Origin of the sequence: Parafrankia elaeagni, assembly GCF_000374165.1 — a bacterium.
GTDB classification, from domain to species: Bacteria; Actinomycetota; Actinomycetes; order Frankiales; family Frankiaceae; genus Parafrankia; species Parafrankia elaeagni.
Genome location: NZ_KB893761.1, coordinates 95255 through 112539 on the forward strand (window position 1 = coordinate 95255; position 17285 = coordinate 112539).

Annotated in this window: 16 protein-coding genes; 11 read left to right on the plus strand and 5 right to left on the minus strand. The window is 71.7% G+C overall.

What is annotated here, in order from left to right; translation table 11 throughout:
- Positions 1–63: 63 nt before the first annotated feature.
- Entirely contained in the window at positions 64–717 is a 654-nt protein-coding gene (locus B207_RS0126200) for a TetR/AcrR family transcriptional regulator (RefSeq protein WP_018639638.1), read from the plus strand.
- Positions 718–850: 133 nt separating this feature from the next.
- Here the strand turns inward: B207_RS0126200 and B207_RS0126205 are convergent, their stop codons facing one another.
- Positions 851–1795, minus strand: coding sequence for an NAD(P)-dependent oxidoreductase (locus B207_RS0126205; RefSeq protein WP_018639639.1), 945 nt, complete (start codon positions 1793–1795; stop codon positions 851–853).
- The gene (locus tag B207_RS0126210; RefSeq protein WP_018639640.1) at positions 1792–2130 is read right to left on the minus strand and encodes an imine reductase family protein; all 339 of its coding nucleotides are present in this window, start codon (positions 2128–2130) and stop codon (positions 1792–1794) included. Before B207_RS0126210 ends, B207_RS0126205 begins: the two co-directional genes overlap by 4 nt.
- Positions 2131–2274: 144 nt before the next feature.
- On the opposite strand from B207_RS0126210, the gene B207_RS0126215 reads away from it, so the two are divergent.
- The 5 genes from B207_RS0126215 (at position 2275) to B207_RS35740 (ending at position 6864) form a co-directional block, all read left to right on the plus strand.
- On the plus strand, positions 2275–2664 hold the full coding sequence (locus B207_RS0126215; RefSeq protein ID WP_035742438.1) for a winged helix-turn-helix transcriptional regulator: 390 nt from the start codon (positions 2275–2277) through the stop codon (positions 2662–2664).
- A gap of 112 nt (positions 2665–2776) precedes the next feature.
- A complete protein-coding gene (locus tag B207_RS0126220; protein WP_018639643.1) occupies positions 2777–3331 on the plus strand; it encodes a Uma2 family endonuclease in 555 nt (184 codons plus the stop codon).
- 418 nt (positions 3332–3749) lie between these two features.
- Positions 3750–5885 (plus strand): CocE/NonD family hydrolase, encoded by a 2136-nt coding sequence (locus B207_RS39005; protein ID WP_456095356.1) that lies wholly within the window; start codon positions 3750–3752, stop codon positions 5883–5885.
- Between the two features lie 135 nt (positions 5886–6020).
- On the plus strand, positions 6021–6356 hold the full coding sequence (locus B207_RS0126230; RefSeq protein ID WP_018639646.1) for a YnfA family protein: 336 nt from the start codon (positions 6021–6023) through the stop codon (positions 6354–6356).
- A gap of 181 nt (positions 6357–6537) precedes the next feature.
- Complete coding sequence (locus B207_RS35740) at positions 6538–6864, plus strand: hypothetical protein (protein WP_018639647.1); 327 nt, start codon at positions 6538–6540, stop codon at positions 6862–6864.
- Between the two features lie 42 nt (positions 6865–6906).
- On the opposite strand, the gene B207_RS35745 is transcribed toward B207_RS35740, so the two are convergent.
- The gene (locus B207_RS35745; RefSeq protein WP_051102681.1) at positions 6907–7764 is read right to left on the minus strand and encodes an RluA family pseudouridine synthase; all 858 of its coding nucleotides are present in this window, start codon (positions 7762–7764) and stop codon (positions 6907–6909) included.
- A gap of 356 nt (positions 7765–8120) precedes the next feature.
- Here B207_RS35745 and B207_RS37300 point away from each other — a divergent pair, with 356 nt between their 5' ends.
- Entirely contained in the window at positions 8121–8915 is a 795-nt protein-coding gene (locus tag B207_RS37300) for an NUDIX domain-containing protein (protein WP_230205231.1), read from the plus strand.
- Positions 8916–8967: 52 nt separating this feature from the next.
- Positions 8968–10167, plus strand: a complete 1200-nt coding sequence (locus B207_RS0126250) for an ABC transporter substrate-binding protein (RefSeq protein WP_018639650.1) — start codon at positions 8968–8970, stop codon at positions 10165–10167.
- 3 nt (positions 10168–10170) lie between these two features.
- Here B207_RS0126250 and B207_RS0126255 read toward each other — a convergent pair whose 3' ends face one another.
- A complete protein-coding gene (locus B207_RS0126255) occupies positions 10171–11355 on the minus strand; it encodes a glycerate kinase (protein ID WP_018639651.1) in 1185 nt (394 codons plus the stop codon).
- 252 nt (positions 11356–11607) lie between these two features.
- On the opposite strand from B207_RS0126255, the gene B207_RS0126265 reads away from it, so the two are divergent.
- Complete coding sequence (locus B207_RS0126265) at positions 11608–12948, plus strand: aspartate aminotransferase family protein (protein WP_018639653.1); 1341 nt, start codon at positions 11608–11610, stop codon at positions 12946–12948.
- A gap of 200 nt (positions 12949–13148) precedes the next feature.
- Here B207_RS0126265 and B207_RS0126270 read toward each other — a convergent pair whose 3' ends face one another.
- Entirely contained in the window at positions 13149–15383 is a 2235-nt protein-coding gene (locus B207_RS0126270; RefSeq protein ID WP_018639654.1) for an MMPL family transporter, read from the minus strand.
- 177 nt (positions 15384–15560) lie between these two features.
- On the opposite strand from B207_RS0126270, the gene B207_RS0126275 reads away from it, so the two are divergent.
- Together B207_RS0126275 and B207_RS35755 are read left to right on the plus strand one after the other, a co-directional pair.
- Entirely contained in the window at positions 15561–16508 is a 948-nt protein-coding gene (locus tag B207_RS0126275) for a TetR/AcrR family transcriptional regulator (RefSeq protein WP_018639655.1), read from the plus strand.
- A 91-nt stretch (positions 16509–16599) separates the two neighbouring features.
- A complete protein-coding gene (locus B207_RS35755; protein WP_018639656.1) occupies positions 16600–17046 on the plus strand; it encodes a DUF192 domain-containing protein in 447 nt (148 codons plus the stop codon).
- Positions 17047–17285: the final 239 nt, after the last annotated feature.

Consider the following 17285-nt stretch of genomic DNA (forward strand, 5'->3'; position numbering starts at 1 on the left):
CAACAGCGGACGGAGGGTGGCCGGTCGCCGAGGGCGGCAGCCTTCCAGCGCGCGAGGAGCGAGGTGCAGCGCACGGAACGCCGTGAGGGCATCCTCAGGACGGCGGCCGCGATGCTCGACGAGATGCCGGTGTCGGCAATGAGCCTCAACGAGCTCAGCCGCCGGGTGGGCCTGGCGAAGTCCAACGTCCTGCGCTACTTCGAGTCGCGCGAGGCGGTCCTGCTCGACCTGCTGGCCGCCGCCGCCGCCGGGTTCCTGGTCGAGATCGCTGAGAAGCTCCCGCCGACGGTCGACCCGTCGGCTCCGGTGTCCGTTCGGGCCGGCGACCTGGCGGCCGGGCTCGCCGCGTCGTTCGACGCCCATCCGATGCTGTGTGAACTCCTCAGCGCCCAGGCTGCCGTCCTGGAACGGAACGTCTCCACGGACGTGGCGCTTCGGTACAAGCGGGGGGCACGGGACAGCATGGTCGGGCTCGCCGCCCTGTTCCGCCGTCTCGTTCCCGAGCTCGACGAGCCGCGATCGGCGCAGGCGGCCGGTCTGCTCATCGCACTCGTCGGCGCGCTGTGGACCCGCGGCCATCCCGCGCCCGCCCTGGTCGCCGCCTACCAGGTCGAGCCGACTCTGGCCTTCATGAATCCGCCGTTCCGCGAGTCCCTCGACGCCGCCATCAGGACAGTCCTCCTCGGTTTGGCCGCGCAGAGCGACATCGCAGGGTAGCCACATACCACACGGCGGCTGTCCCCGACATGGCAGCGGTGTTCGACTGCGCGGCCGGCCTCGAAGGGCTGGGCCACCCGGCGGATCCAGCTCACGGACCTGTCCAGGTCAGGACCCTCGGTTTGGTCGTTGCTCAGTCGCCGGCTTCGAGCATCTCGTAGAGAACGGTCCAGTTCTCGGTGCCGCGGCCGGCGGCGATGGCTTTGTCGTAGTGCGCCCTGACGGCTTTCGGCAGCCGGGTGTCGATGCCCGCCTTCTCGCTCGTCCACACGATGTGGTCTGCTGTCGTGCCCATCATCCGCGCCGTGCTGAGGTCTCCGGGGTGTTCGCCGGCCTCCAGCCGTCGGGCGAGGTCCGCTCCGTCTCCGATCATCGCCGGGATGGCGGTGAGGGTGTCCAGCGCACCGGGCAGGAAGTCGGCGGCCGGGACCCCGGCGGCGGTGACGAGCGCGGTCGCGTGGAGCAGGCTCGACAGGGCGGTGAGGAAGACGTCGAGATGCGCCTGGTAGAAGAGCTGGGCCAGCCCCGGGTCCTCCCCGAGGTACCTGGGCTCGCCGATCAGCCTGAGCATCGGTTCGTGGGCGTCGAACACCGCGCGCGGCCCGCTGTAGAACACATATGCCCCGGGGCCGCCCACGGCGGGCGCGGGCACCATCACGCCTCCGGTCACGAAGGTCGCGCCGTGTCCGGCTGCCCAGGCCGCCGCGTGCCGGGAGGCGTCGGGCGTGTCCGAGCTGAGATTGACCAGGACCCTGCCGTCAAGAACGCCGGAGCCGTCAGGAACGCCAGCGCGGTCAGGAACAGCGGAGGTCCCCGAACTCCCGGCGACCGGGCCGAGAACGTCGTACATCGACTGGTAGTCGGTGAGACTGAGGATGGTCAGCTCACTGGCGGCGACCGCGGCCGCCGGGGTGGGTGCGAGCGTGGCGCCGCCGGCGACGAGGTCGTCGGCCCGCCGCGCGGTACGGTTCCACACCGTCACCGGATGGCCGGACCGCAGCAGGGACGCGGCCATCGCCCGGCCCATCGGGCCAAGGCCGATGACCGTCACAGGAGACAGGTCGCCCTCGCCGCTCATCGGGTGCTCCTGAGTTCTTCGAAGATGCGGGCGGTGCCCTGCCGGCCGTGTCCGGCAGCGATCTGCCGGCGAACGATGTCGTGGACGGGCCGCAGCACGTCGACCTGGACGCCCGCTTCGAGGCTGGCCGTCACCAACGAGGCCAGCGCGGCTTCGGTGAACTCGAGGCTCTGCTGGCCGGCCCCGGCGTAGTCCTCGGCGTCCACCGTGGCGGCGAGCTCGCGGGCCTGGCCCGGTGTCGTCGTCGTCAGATTGATCATGGTGCGTCCGGCCGGGCCGGCGGCGAGCGCGCTGCCCATCGCGCCCAGGCCCAGGAAGGTCGTACGGGTAGTCATGGAGTGTTCCTCGCTCTTGTTCGGTGGTCTGACTGGCGCGCCGTATCGACCCTCCCTGTGAACCCTTCCCGCCGGCAAGTACCTACTATTTTGTTCAGTACTTACCTGGAAGTCAGTGTCCAGCTGGGCGGAGTGGAGGGTCTGATGGTGACGAGTGCACGGCGCGGTCCCTACGTCTGTGGCATCGATGCCGGTATGGACGTGGTTTCCGGGAAATGGAAGTCACTGATCCTCTGGGAGCTGAACAGCCACGGAACCCGGCGGTTCGGTGAACTGCGGCGCGGCCTTCCTGGCGTCAGCGAGAAAATGCTGGTCCAGCACCTGCGCGAGATGGAGGAGGACGGCCTGGTCCATCGCGAGGTGTATCGCGAGGTCCCGCCTCGGGTCGAGTACTCCCTCACCGAGCACGGCACGTCACTCAACGAGGCCCTCCGCCCACTGGGGGAGTGGGGAGGGCGACGCCGCGAACGTATTGCCGCCGAGGGTGCACCCGGCTCCGCCGCGGGCCCGCTGCTCAGGCCATCTCAGGCGTGAGCGTGCCGCTGCTTCCATCGGCACGCCGGGACCAGCGGCACGCTCGCGTTACGCTGGCCGGTAGGAACTGAGCCGGTCGTGTCGGCTGAGGAGGTTCGTCATCGCCGGGGAGATGATCGCTCCCGCCTGGATGCATGAGCAGATCACGGCCGAGCAGTACGACTCGTGGTCCGAGGAGCAGTGCGCGGGCATCGAGATCGTGGACGGGATGGTCGTCGTGGTTCCCAGTGCTTCCAGACGACACAACCGGCTCGCCAGGATCGTCGCGAACGCGCTGGACTCGGCCGGCGGGCCGCGGTGGAACGCCGACACCGACTTCGATCTCCGTCTCCAGGACGTACCGCTTTCCAACCGCCGGCCGGACGTGCTCGTCTACCGCGCCGACACGATCGACATCATGCCGGCCCGCCCGGATCACGTGTTGCTCGTGGCCGAAATCGTCTCGCCGGGCTCCGAGTCCACCGACCGGTTCGTGAAGGCCGGAGAGTACGCGAGGGCCGGCATCACGTACTACTGGCGGATCGAGCAGCCCGCCGGCGGTGTCCCGCTCGTCTACACCTACGTCCTCGATCCGGCCACCAGGATCTACCGGGACGGCGACGTCCACGCTGGCGTGGTCACGGTGTCGGCCCCCTTTCCCGCGACGATCGACCTCTCCCAGCTGTAGATCATCGCCGAGGGCTCCGGAACACCGTACCCGCCGGGGGACCGAGGCCTCGCGCCGTAGGGCTCACTGCTGAAGACGTGGCAGTTCCTTTGCCGACGCAGCCGCGCTGACGAGACGGAGTACGCGAGAAAGCAAGGCCGTCGAGTGCGTTCGACGCGTTGGTTATGGCGCCCGCTGGAGGCACCATCGGGTGATTGTCCGGCCTGCTCGGCAGCCCTATGCTCTCGCCTGATCATGACAATTTGGCATGGGGTGTCAGATGAGGGAGCTGGATTGAGCTCAGTGCTGCTACCTGATCGGGTCGGGGCGGTTATGGCAGGAAAGGAAACGGATGCCTAGGCAACGTCGGCGAGGCGTACGTCGATCCCGGGCAGCTGGGCGCATCGGGGCCGCTCTGGCGGTCACAGCCGCCATGGTGATGGCGTTGGCGGGCTGCTTACCCTCGGGCGGCGGCGAGGGCCCGGGCGGAACGCCCGGGGTCACGTCCGCGCCCTTGTCGAGCGTCACCCGGGCCTGGTGGGGTTACACCCGGGAGGCGACCTTCGCGTCGACGCGCTCCACGGTGTCGGTGCCCGTCACGGACGGCACCGCGCTCGACTGCTCGCTGCTGAGGCCGGCGACGAACGGCGCGCCTGCCGAGGGGAGGTTCCCCGGTCTGGTGGTCGAGTTCACGCCCTACGCGGAGCTTCGAACCTCCTACGAGGGCGAGGCGGAGTACTTCGTGACCCGGGGTTACAACACCCTGATCTGCAACGTCCGCGGCACCGGCAGGTCCGGGGGCACCTGGCAGAACGCGGGATCGGCGCAGGACCGGAAGGACGCCCGCGACCTGGTCGAGTGGCTGGCGGCCCAGCCGTTCTCCGACGGGCGGATCGGCATGTTCGGGGAGAGCTACGGCGGACAGACAAGCTACGGAGCGGCCATCGAGCAGGCCCCGCACCTGGTGGCCGTCGCCCCGCTCCAGTCGCCGGCCAGCCTTTACGACGACGTTATCTACCCCGGCGGTATCAAGACCACCGAGAACGGCGCGATCGACAACTGGCCGCCCACCGCCCAGTTCCTGAGCCAGGGCCGCATCGACGCCGCCGCCGAGTACGCCACCAACCGCCAGCACCCGACCTTCGACGACTACTGGCAGAGCCGGTCCTTCGCCGGCAGGTACGACCGAATCAAGGTGCCCGTACTCGCCATGGGCGGCTGGATTGACGGCTATTTCCGTTCCGGCACTCTTGCCAACATCGAAGGCGCCCTCGACCGCACCTGGGCTGTCTACGGCCCGTGGCCGCACCGCTCGCCGATCGCCTTCCCCGGTTGCACCGGGCTCTGCGACCCGGCGGGTCTCGCCCCCGGCCTGCTGCTCGCCTGGTTCGACCACTGGGTGAAGAAGCTGCCCGCCATCCCCATTCCGCCCAGGCCGACCTTTGTCAGCTACGAGCGGCCCGACGCAGGTGGCGCCGGCTGGCGCGAGATCGTGAACTACAGCCCTCGCAACACCGTGGGCACCCGGACCCTTTCGCTCACCGCCGAGGGCACCCTGTCGGAACAGGCCGCCGGCCAGGGCACGGGCACGGGCACGGGTTCAGGCGCGGGTGTGGGCGCGGGCAGTGCGTCATCCGTTCCGGCGGAATCCGCCGGGGCGCCGACCTTTCACCAGCCGGCCGACCCCACGGCTCCCGGGGGCTCGGTCACCTTCCGGACCGCGCCGCTGACCGAGCCGAGGGCCATCTTCGGTCATCCGACACTGCGCCTACGCGCCTCGCTGTCGGGTGGCGACGCGAATCTCTATGTCGAACTCCTCGACGTGGCCGCGGACGGGACGACCACGCTGGTGAATGACGGGTTCCTCCGAGCGAGCCACCGGGCGTCGCACACGTCGCCGACTCCGGTGGCGGTCGGCGCGGTCACGACGTTCGAGATCGGTATCCGTGCGAACCACTACCAGTTCGCCGCCGGCCACCGCGTCGCCGTCCGGATCTCGGGGGGCGCGGCCAACGCGCTGACCCCGAACGCCACACCGGTCGACGTCACCGTCGTCACCGGCGCGGAAGGGTCCGTCCTGCGGCTGCCGACCATCCCTCCGGCCTCCCCGGCCTCCCCGGCCTCCCCGGCCTCCCCGGCCTCCCCGGCCTCCCCGGCCTCCCCGGCCTCCCCGGCCNCCGGCCTCCCCGGCCTCCCCGGCCTCCCCGGCCTCCCCGGCCTCCCCGGCCTCCCCGGCCTCCCCGGCCTCCCCGGCCACGTCCGCGACGCCGTCCGCGTCGATTCCGGCAACCACGGCACCAGCGGCCTGACCCGGCCGGACGAGGATCTGCCGGCCCGCCCGCCTGATCACTGCAGGCGTGCGGGCCGGCAGTTCTGCGCGCGCCCGCTGCCTGATCAGCCGGGTGCGCCTGCCGGGGCGTTGCGGGCCAGCGTCGATCCCGGTCTCGCCCGGCCCGGCTGCATCGCCCTGCGGCACCTGACCGGCGCCCCTGCGCGAGCAGCACCGCCGACTGCCCTAATGAGTTCTGGGAGCCAGCCATCCGGCAGACTCCGGGCGGTAGCCGCTGGCAGGTGAGCACTCGTCTTTCGGGCGGTCAGCCGGGATGGTTACCGTCGCGGTGCACGTGCCGCATGCTCTGGACGTCCGACTGCCCGGGCATCGTGCGATCGGCACCGTCCGCCGTCCGCCGTCCGCCGAAGGAGCATGCCTGTGACTGTCGTTCGCTCCCTCGCACTCTTCACGGTCGCCGCCCTGCTCGAGATCGGGGGGGCGTGGCTGGTGTGGCAGGGCGTGCGTGAGCATCGTGGCCTGCTGTGGGTCGGTGCCGGCGTGATCGCGCTCGGCCTGTACGGGTTCGCGGCGACGCTGCAGCCGGACGGCGAGTTCGGACGCATCCTGGCCGCGTACGGGGGCGTCTTCGTCGGGGGCTCGATCGTCTGGGGGATGGTCGCCGACGGCTATCGCCCGGACCGGCTGGACGTCGTCGGCGCCGCGGTGTGCCTTGCCGGCATGGCGATCATCATGTTCGCTCCGCGCGGCGGCTGACCGCCACTGCGGCCGGGCCTCCCCGAGCCGGTCACCCGTGGACCCGCCATCCCCGGACCGAGTGGTGACGGCCGCGGTCGCACCGGCTCTGTCGTCCGGCGGGCGCCCGCCCCGGCGTCCTGGCCGAGACAGCTGGGCGGGCTGGGGGAGAGCGGCACTGGGACGGAGCACGCCCGGCGGCGTGGGTGACCGGAGGAAGCTGGGGAGAGCCCAGCGCGCGCTGCTGGCCGCCCTCGTCGCGGGGGCACCCCTCCCCGCCGGATTCGACGCGGGCCGGGTCGAGGCCCAGGCCGCGGCGCTGGTCGAGAAGCGGTTGTGGGGGGTGGCCCACCGCCTGCCCGACCTGGTCGACCAGCTCGACGGGCGCTTCCCCCGCCTGTTCCGGGACTACGCCGCCGGAACGCCACGGCCGCCGGGTGGCTCGCTGGCCGACGCCAGGGCCTTCGCCGCCTTCGCGGCACGACACCTCGGCCCCGGCGGCGCCACGGTACCCGGCCGCCGGGCCTGAAGTCCGCCTACGGGCGGTCGAGCCACAAGGCAGTCGAGCTGCTCAGAAGGCTGCCGGGGCGGTGAACCCGGCGAGGGCGGCGGCGGCCGCCGCCGCTTCGGCGGGGTCCAGCGCGGCCCAGAAGTCCGCCCCGGGCGCGGCCTCGGTGAACCTGCGGCGACCACCGTCCCAGGCCGCGTCGTAGGCCAGCTGCCAGGAGTGCAGGAACGTGCGGGTGACGGGGGCCCGCTCGAACAGCGGGTCGCCCTCGATGGGGTGCCCGACCCAGGCGAGGTGGACCCGGATCTGGTGCCGGCGGCCGCTGATCGGACGCGCCACTAGCAGCGTGTGCTGGTCGCCCTGCCACACACGGGCGATGCGGGTGATGGACGGATAGGTCCTGACGTGCGGAAACGTCTTGGCCGCGGGAACCGTCCACAGCATGCCGCCGCCGTCGGAGGTGGCGCCGCCGTTGTCGGGGGCGGAGTGGCCGCTGTCGGGGGCTGAGTGGCCGGCGCCGGCGGGCAGGGCGACGATGTCGGCACGGTTGGCCGCGATGCGCACCCGGTTCTTGCGGCCCACGCTGAGCGGGAGGTCGATGGTGGCTGTCTCGGGGACTCCTCGGGTACGGGTCAGCGCAAGGTAGGCCTTCTCCACGGTGCGGCGGTTGAACTGCCGGGTGAGGTCGCCGTGGAAGCGCAACTCCCTGGCGAACAGGACGACTCCGGAGGTCACCTTGTCGATCCGGTGCGCCGGGAAGAGCTCCTCGCCGGCGGCCCGAGCCATGGTGACGAGATCGGTGTCGTGCCGTTCGCCCATGACGGACACCCCGACTGGTTTGTCCAGGGCGAGGACCGCCTCGTCCTCGAAGATCCGCCGCTCCTCGCGGACTCTTGTCCACTCCGTCACGAGACCGCCCATCCCCACCGTGTCGATGCTCACAATTCAAGTATTCGCCACGCGGCAGGCGGGGGAACGGGAACCTCCGGGAAGGAGAGGGTCTGTTCTGACCTGCGTGGGCGGCCTCGAGGTTTCCGATGTGTTTCAGGTGCTCGGCCGCGCGCGCCCCGCACCCGGCTGTGTCGGTGCCAGGCCCGACATCTGGCTGACAGTGCGCAAGCCGATGTCGGAAACCGCCGAGGATTCGTGTAATAAGCCCAGTAGCAGCTAGTTTGCCCGTAGCGGCAGAAGGGACCATCATGACTGCCGGCTCCCGCCAGCCAGACCATTCGTCACATTCCGTGACCGCGTTGCGTATGTCCGGGCCAACCGCCTCGATGCCCGGTCAGACCCTGGCGCCGGCCCCGGGGGGCGAGGGTGGCGCGCGTGCCGCCCGGTCCGGTGGTGTGGTGGGGGTCGCGGGTGCGGTGGCGGGCGAGGCACCCGGTGCGGCGAACGGCGCCGCGAACGGTGGCGGTGCCCCGGGCCGCGCGGGCCCCGGCGGCGCCGCCCCCCCCACCGACGTGGTGGCCCAGCCGGAGCCCGTCGACTGGTGGAAGGCCACCGAGAACGGCAACGGGGGCCCGCCGATGGCCCGGCCCCGGGCCGCCGCCGGGGCGCTCTTCTTCGACGAGGAGGGCCGGGTGCTGCTGGTCGAGCCGTCCTACAAGCCCGGCTGGGACATTCCCGGTGGCTTCATCGAACCCGGTGAGTCGCCGTACGCGGCCTGTGTCCGCGAGGTGGAGGAGGAGATCGGCATCGTCCCGCCGATCGGGCCGCTGCTGGTCGTGGACTGGGCGTCCGACGGGCGGGTCGGCGACATGCTGCTCTTCGTCTTCGACGGCGGGCTGCTGCCGACGGCCTGGCGGGACCGCATCCGCCTCGATATGAACGAGATCATCAACTGTGCGTTCACGCCGTTGTCCGAGGTCGGGGAGGTGCTTCCCGTTCTGCACGCGCGCCGCGTGCGCGCGGCGGCCGGGCTGCGCGGTCAGCACCACGGCGCCGGCTATCTCGAGCACGGCTACCTGGTGCCCGCCGAATCCCCGCCGCCCGCCGGGCCGGCCGGGGCGGTCGCGCCGCCCGCCTCGGCCCGCTCCGGCACCGCGGATTCCCGCCCGAACGGCGGCTGATCCTGCCTACAGTCTGATGACGGACCTTCCGCATTCTTCCGGAACAGGCACGATGAGACGACCTCGCGCCGCCGCGCTCACGGCGTGCCTGCTCGCAGCCCTGCTGGCAGGTGCCCTGCTCGCAGCCTGCGACCCGCGCGACGACACCCGCACCGCGGCCGGCGCGGCCGGCCTCGGCGGTAGCGGTGGTAGCGGCGCTGGCCCGGATGCCGGCGTCCCGGTCACCGCGGTGCGGCTACAGCTGCAGTGGTTCACCCAGGCGCAGTTCGCCGGCTACATCGCCGCCCGCGACAAGGGCTTCTACGCGGACGTCGGCCTGGCTGTGGAGATCCTCGAGGGCGGCACCGAGATCGTGCCGCAGGAGGTCCTCGCCCAGGGGAGGGCGGACTTCGCGATCGCCTGGGTCCCCAAGGCCCTTGCCGCGCGTGAGCAGGGCGCGCGGATCACCGACGTCGGCCAGATCTTCCAGCGTTCGGGGACGTGGCAGGTGAGCTTCGCCGACGCGGGCATCCGCCAACCGGCGGACCTGCGCGGCCGGCGGGTCGGGACCTGGGGCTTCGGCAACGAGTTCGAGCTGTTCGCCGGTATGGCCGGAGCGGGGCTCGACCCGGGCGCGGACGCGACCCTCGTCCAGCAGGAGTTCGACGTCACAGCGCTGTTGTCGGGCGAGATCGACGCCGCCGCCGCGATGAGCTACAACGAGTACGCCCAGATCCTCGAGGCGGAGAACCCCCGTACCGGCAGGCTCTACACCTCCGAGGACCTCGCCGTCATCGACTGGAACGACGTCGGCACCGCCATGCTGCAGGACGCCGTCTGGGCTTCCACTCCGAGGCTGGAGAGCGACCCGGCCTACCGGCGGACGACCACCCGGTTCCTGGAGGCCTCCCTGCGGGGCTGGGCGTACTGCCGGGACAACGCGCGGGAGTGTCGCGATCTGGTTGTCGCCGCCGGTTCGCAGCTCGGCGCCAGCCACCAGCTCTGGCAGATGAACGAGGTCAACAAGCTCGTCTGGCCGTCCCCGCAGGGCATCGGCGTGATCGACCAGGCGTCCTGGCAACGGACGGTCGAGATCGCCCGGGGCACCCGGAACGCCGACGGGCGGGCCGTTCTGCGCGCCGACCCGGCCGGGCCCGCCTACACCAACGAGTTCGCCCGGGAGGCGCTGGCGAACCTGCGGGCCGCGGACGTCGACGTCACCGGCGAGAGCTTCGAGCCGATCGAGGTGACGCCGAGCCCCGGCGGCGGATGAGCCTCAGGCCACCAGCCGGCGGGACGCGGCCAGGAGGGTCCCCGCACGCGTGAGCCAGTGGCCCGGCCGGGCGATGGCCGCCGCCCGGTCCCCGGCCAGGTCGACGAGTGCCAGGGCCTCACTGACCATGGGCGGGACGGGCCCGTCGAGCTGGCCCGCGACCAGCAGCACGGGTACCCGTGCCGCCGCCGCCAGGTCGAGCACGCCGCCGACCACCTTGCCCCCTGTCGACGTCCGGTCGAAGCGCCCCTCACCCGTGATCACCAGATCGGCCCGTGCCAGCGCGGCGGGCAGGGCCGCCTGCTCGGCGATGGTGCGGGCGCCGGGTACGAGCGTCGCGCCGAGCGCGGCGGCCAGCCCGTAGGCGGTCCCGCCGGCCGCACCTGCCCCGGGCCGCGTGGCGAGCTGGCCGTCCGCCCCGGCGCTGCCGGGCATGCTGCCGGGCATGAGGTCGGCGAGGCGCGCCAGCCCGGCGTCCAGCCGGGCGATCTGCTCCGGCCCGGCTCCCTTCTGCGGGCCGAAGACGGCCGCCGCGCCGGTGGGGCCGAGCAGCGGAGCGTCGACGTCGACCAGGGCCTGGAAACCATCCGGTGGCCCGGGGCGCAGCCCGCGCAGGTCGACGGCGGCCAGGTCGGCCAGCGGGCCGCCACCGGGGGGCAGCGGCCGGCCGGCGGCGTCCAGGAAGCGCGCGCCGAGGGCTTCCAGGAGGCCGGTGCCGCCGTCGGTGGACGCCGAGCCGCCGAGCGCCACCAGGATCCTGCGGGCGCCCTCGTCCAGCGCCGCGTCGATCAGCTCGCCGAGGCCGGTGGTGTGCGCGCCGAGCGGATCCGGTTCCCGCATCAGCGGCAGCCCGCTGGCCTCGGCGAGCTCGACCAGGGCCGACCCGTCCGGGAGGGTCAGCCAGGCGGCGCCGGGCACGGTGCGTCCGTCCGGCCCGGTCACGTCGCGCCGCTGCCGGCGTGCGCCGGGGACGGCGGCGGCGAACACGTCGAGGGTGCCCTCCCCGCCGTCGGCGATCGGGATCGTCACCACGGTGTCGTCCGGGCGGGTCGCGGACCAGCCGCTGGCCAGGGCGGCCGCCGCGTCGGTGGCCGGGATCGACCCCTTGAACGAGTCGGGCGCGATCACGACCCGCAGTGGACGCCCGGAGGTCGTGGGCGTCGGCGGCGACGCTGCGGGGACGGACATGGGACTCCCTTCCGTGACGGCCGACCGGCCGACCTCGACGCCGACCTCGACCTCGACCTCGACGCCGATCCCGGCCCTGGTGCCGGTGCCGGTGCCTGCCGGTGCCGCGACGAGGGCTGGTGGCGATCTCCCTCACTGTGCCGCACCGCCCGTCGACGACGCTGGCGGGGGATCCGATGCGTGTGGTCAGATGCATACTCCAGACGGCACCCCGGTGGCGGATGCCCGAGACCCGGTGGTTCTGGAGGCGACGTGACCGATGCCAGCACGGCGGGCGCCGATGACCACCGGCATGTGTTCCACTCGTGGTCCGCTCAGGGGAGCCATCGCCCGCTGGTGGTGGCCGGTGCCGAGGGAAGCTGGTTCTGGGACGAGCACGGCCGGCGCTACCTCGACTTCGCCTCGCAGCTGGTCTACGCCAACATCGGCCACCAGCACCCCGCGGTGGTCGAGGCGGTCGTGGCCCAGGCCCGCGACCTGGTGACGATCGCGCCCTTCCACGCGCACGCCGTGCGCTCGGAGGCGGCGCGCCTCATCGCCGACCGGGCTCCTGGTGATCTCGACCGGGTCTTCTTCACCAACGGTGGCGCGGAGGCGACCGAGAACGCGTTGCGGATGGCCCGGCTCGCCACCGGCCGACACAAGATCCTCACCGCGTACCGGTCGTACCACGGGGCCACCGCCGGCGCGATCACGCTGACCGGGGAGCCGCGGCGCTGGCCCAGCGAACCCGGAATTCCGGGTGTCGTCCGCTTCTTCGGCCCCTACCTGTACCGCTCGTCGTTCCACGCCGCGAACGCCGGTGAGGAAGGCGAGCGCGCGCTGGCGCACCTCGCCGAGGTGATCGAGCTGGAAGGCCCGGGAACCATCGCCGCCATCATGATCGAGCCGGTCGTCGGGACGAACGGCATCCTGGTGCCGCCGGACGGATATCTCGCCGGCGTCCGCGAACTGTGCACCGCCCACGGCATCGTTTTCATCGCCGACGAGGTGATGTCCGGGTTCGGGCGCTGCGGGGAATGGTTCGCCGTCGACCGCTGGAACGTCGTCCCCGACCTGGTCTGCTTCGCCAAGGGCGTCAATTCCGGCTATGCCCCGCTCGGTGGTGTCGTCCTCGCCCCGCACATCGCCGAGAGGTTCGCGCAGCAGCCCTATCCGGGCGGGCTCACCTATTCAGGTCACCTGCTCGGCTGCGCGGCGGCGGTGGCGTCCATCGGCGTTTTCGAGGCGGAGGGGATCCTGGCCGGGACCCGGCGGCTGGGCGAGGAGGTCATCGGGCCGGAACTGGCCGCGCTCGCGCGGCGGCACCCGTGCGTGGGCGAGGTGCGCGGCCTCGGCGCCTTCTGGGCGCTGGAACTCGTCCGCGACCGCGGCACGCGCGAGCCGCTCGTCCCGTTCAACGCGACCGGGCCGGACGCGCGGCCGATGGCGGCCCTCACGGAGGCCTGCCGGCAACGTGGGCTCTGGCCGTTCATCCAGTCCAACCGGGTCCACATCGCGCCGCCCTGTACGACGACCGCGGAGGAGGTCAGGCTCGGTCTGGCGATCCTGGACGAGGCGCTGACCGTGGCGGACAGCCACCAGGTCGGATAGGCGTCACCAGGCCGGCAGGCCACCCGGACCGGGCAGGCCGGACAGCCCCCGGGACCGGACAGCCCCGGGAGGGGAACCCGCCCCCGGAACCGCGACGCCCGGCTCGCGGGCCCCTGACGGGCAGGGGAGCGAGCCGGGCGGCGGGCAGCTGAACCGGGGTGAAGGGGGCTGGCCGGGCCCGAGTCCGGCCAGCCGGTGGATCAGTGGGTGCGCTCGGCCTCGGTGGACCCGTGTGGCTGCTGGGGGACCTCGTCGGAGAGCCCGAGGGGGAGCCCCTCCGGGTCGACCTCGGGGAGATCGTCCGCGGACTCGACCGACAGGTGCGGGATGACCCGGTCGAGGCTGCGGGGCAGCCACCAGTTCGCCCGGCCGAAAAGGTGCATGAGTGCCGGCACCAGAATCGTCCGGATGACGAAGGCGTCGATGGCGATGGCGAGGGCGAGCCCCAGGCCGAACAGTTTGATGACCCGCTCGTCGCCGAGAATGAACGACGCGAACACCAGGGTCATGATGGCGCCGGCGGCGGAGACGACGCGACCGGTCTCCGCCTGGCCGAGCGAAACCGCGATGCGGTTGTCGCGGCGGGCGACCCATTCCTCGTGCATACGGCTGACGAGGAAGACCTCGTAGTCCATGGAGAGGCCGAAGAGGATCGCGAACAGCATCACCGGGAGGAATGCCTCGATCGGCCCCGGGCTGATACCGAAGACGTCCGAGAGCCAGCCCCACTGGAACACCGCGACAACGGCGCCGAACGCCGCGCCGACGGCGAGCAGGTTCATCAGCGAGGCCGTGAGGGGAATCAGCAGGCTGCGGAACACGGCGACCAGCAGGATGAAGGCGAGTGCGACGACGATTCCGATGAACAGCGGCAGCTTGTCGGCCAGGACCGCTGCGAAGTCCTCGAAGGTCGCTGTGCCACCACCCACGTAGACCGGCGCCGCACCGGCGGTCGCCCGCGGGATGACGTCGTCACGCAGCCGCTCGAGGAGCTCCGCGGTCTCCGGCGCCTGCGGGCTGGAGGACGGGTAGAGCGTGGCGATCGCGGCGCGGCCGTTCGGGCTCTCCCTCGGCGGGGTCACCGACGCGACGCCCTCGGTGTCCCTCGCGGCCTCGATGGTCCGCTCGAACGTCTGCAGGTCCGCCGGGCCCGAGATCTCGGTGGCGAGGATGAACGGGCCGTTGAACCCGGGCCCGAAGCCCTCGGCCAGCAGCTCATAGCCCCGCTTGGTGCTCTTGCTCTCTGATCCGTTGCCGAGGTCGGACGATCCCAGCCGCAGGGAGAAGAAGGGAATCGCGATCACGGCGATCGCCGCGGCGCTCACCACGGCCAGGATCGCCGGGCGACGCTCGACTCCCTTGGCCCACCGCCACCAGAAGCCGGACGGCTGCTCGGGCTCAGGCCCGTTCGCGTCGATCCGGCGGCGCTCGCGGCGGCTGAGCACCTTGCGCCCGTAGAAGCCGAGCAGGGCGGGCAGCAGCGTCACCGAGGCCAGCATGGTCATCGCCACCGCCAGGGCGGCGGAGAGCGCGACCCCGTAGAGAAAGGTGACACCCAGGGCGAACAGGCCCAGCAGCGCGATGCAGACCGTCATTCCGGCGAAGATCACGGCGCGGCCGGAGGTGTTGACCGCGTTGACGGCAGCGTCCTCGGGCGAGCGACCGGCACGCAGGCCGATGCGGTGGCGGTTCACGATGAACAGGGCGTAGTCGATGCCGACACCCAGCCCGATGAGGGTCGCCAGCATCGTGCTGAACTCGGCGACCGAGGTCAGGTGCGACACCTGGACGGTGAGACTGAGCCCGACCCCGAGCGCGGCCAGCGCGGTGATCAGCGGGAGGGTGACCGCGAGCAGGGACCCGAACGCCAGGAACAGGATGACGGCCGCGGCCACGATGCCGATGAGCTCGCTCGCGCCCTGCTCGGCCTGCTCGGTGACGGCGGCGACCTGTCCCGTCGCCTCGACCTGCAGCGCGTCGCGGTCATAGGAACGCGCGGTGTCGACCACGTGCTCGATGTCGGACACGGCGAGCTCGTTGCCGGGCAGGTCGAGTGCGACGGTCGCGAACGCGGTGGTGCCGGCCTGGTTGATCTGGCCTTCGCCCTGCGGGCTGAACGGCCCGATGACCTCGGTGACGTGCGGCAGCTCGGCGAGCTCGTCCACCAGGTCCGTGATCTGGGCCCGGAGTGCGGCGTCGTTCAGCGTGCCGGTGCGGGCGTGGAGAACGATCGACGCGCTGTCGCCGGACTGGGCGGGGAAGTCACGTTCGAGGAGGTCGATCGCCCTCTGGGAGTCGGTGCCTGGCAGCGAGAACGTGTCCTTGTAGTCGTCGCCGGTGACCCGGCCGAGAACTGTCAGGCCGACAAGAGCCGCTACCCACACGAACAGGACGAGCCAGCGGTGCTGGAAGCACCAGCGCGCGAGCTTTGCCATGATCTCCCCTCGGAGGTTCTGGAAGGCCGATGCGTCACTGTCCGTGACTCGGTGACGGCCCTTGCTGATCGACGGTGGTCCCGGTGGGCGCCGTGCACGTACTCTACTTACCGATCGGTCGGTAAGTAGAGTCAGGGTAACATTCGCGCCTGACCCGTCCTCTGGGGGTGAGAACTGGTGGTCGCCGGACGCTCGCGTTCGCAGGGAGTCGACACCCGCACGCGGATCCTCGCGGCCGCCGTGGAGCTCTTCGTGGAACGAGGGTATGCGGGTACGTCGGTGCGTGACATCTCCGAACGACTCGGAGTGACGAAGGCCGCGCTCTACTACCACTTCTCGTCCAAGGAGATGATTCTCGACGCGTTGATTTCGCCCTTCGAGTCAGGGTTCGCGCAGTTGGTCGAGTTGGCTCGGCGTGACCCTCCGCCGCCGCCGCAGACGATCCTCGCCGCGCTGGTGAGACTGCTGGCCGAGACCGGGGTGGTGCTCTGTGCGTTCGCGAATGATCCCTCGGTGCTGCATCACCGGATCGGTAAGGACGACATCCTTTCCCAGCAGGAGGCGATCATCGGGGCGCTGGCCGGCCCGCGACCCACCCCGGCCCGGCTCCTGCGGGCCCGCTGCGCGGTGGGATGTGTGCAGAGCGGCGTCATGGGCAGTGCGATGCAACAGCTGCGCAGCCGCGGCGGCGAGGCCGGCGACGGGTCCGCCGCCGGTCCTGTCGCGGCGGCCGAGAGCGGCCCCGCGGCCACGGACAGCACGTCGAGCGCGGCGGATGGTGCCGCGGGGGCATCGGTGTGTGGCGTGGTGACAACACCGAGCGGCCCGGCGGGTCCGGGCGCGTATGGCGGTCCGGCGGGGTGGGTCGTGGAAAAGGGGGGTGCGCGGCCGGTCGTGGGTGCCACCACCACTGGCGTGGGGAGTCCGACAGGCATTCGGGCCCTGACCGGATTTACTGGTGGCGGCGGTGCGGATGGCCTGGCAGCCGCGGTGACCCGTGTCGGCGCGCTGTCACCGTTCGCGCCGCTGCTGCCCGAGGAACTTCAGCGTCTGATCGTGGAGGCCGCTCTTGCCGCGCTGGGACCAGAGCAGTCCGCGGACCCGTCCGCGGACCAGCGCCCGTAGCGCGCGCCTCGCCCGTGAGGGGCGTGCCGGGCGTGCCGGGCGAAGCCCGGATGGTCCGTCACGGTTGCGTGCGCGGGCGGCCCATGCTCTGGTGACGGCCGGTACTGCCGTGTTCGTCGTGGCCTGTGACGGGACCGCGAGTTCTGGCGACGCGGCGGGCCCGGCGGCGGAGCCGACGATCACCGTCCGGGTCCGCGGGCTCACGGTCGAGGCCGAGGTCGCCGACAGTGACGCGGAGCGGAGCGAAGGCCTGATGTTTCGCACCCACCTGCCCCCCGGGCGGGGAATGATCTTTGATTTCGGGGGCGAGACGACATCAGGCTTTTACATGTACCGCACCGTGCTGCCCCTTTCGATCATGTTTGTCCGGGACGGTAGGGTTGTCGGCGTGCGGGAGATGACGCCGTGTCCGGGCGACGATCCGTCGGCCTGCCCCGTCTACTACCCGGACGGGGTCTACACGCACGCGGTGGAGGCTCCGGCGCACACCTTCGCCGGTGTCGTCGTCGGTGATCCGGTGGCGATGGGTTCGGACTGACGGCAGGGTGTAGCCGATGGTCGGCAGGTTCGACAGGTGCGGTGGCTCCCGCAGGCGTGAGCTACGTCTCGATGTCCGGTAGATGTCAATGCTGTGTCATTCCACCCGGAAAATCCGGGCGGAATTCGGCACATGCTTCGGCGAGGTGAATCCGCATCTGGTCTGCCGCTGACCTGAGGAATGTGTGGTAAGGGAGCAAGGCCCGATGTCGTCCATCTGACGATGGACGACCCGGCCTC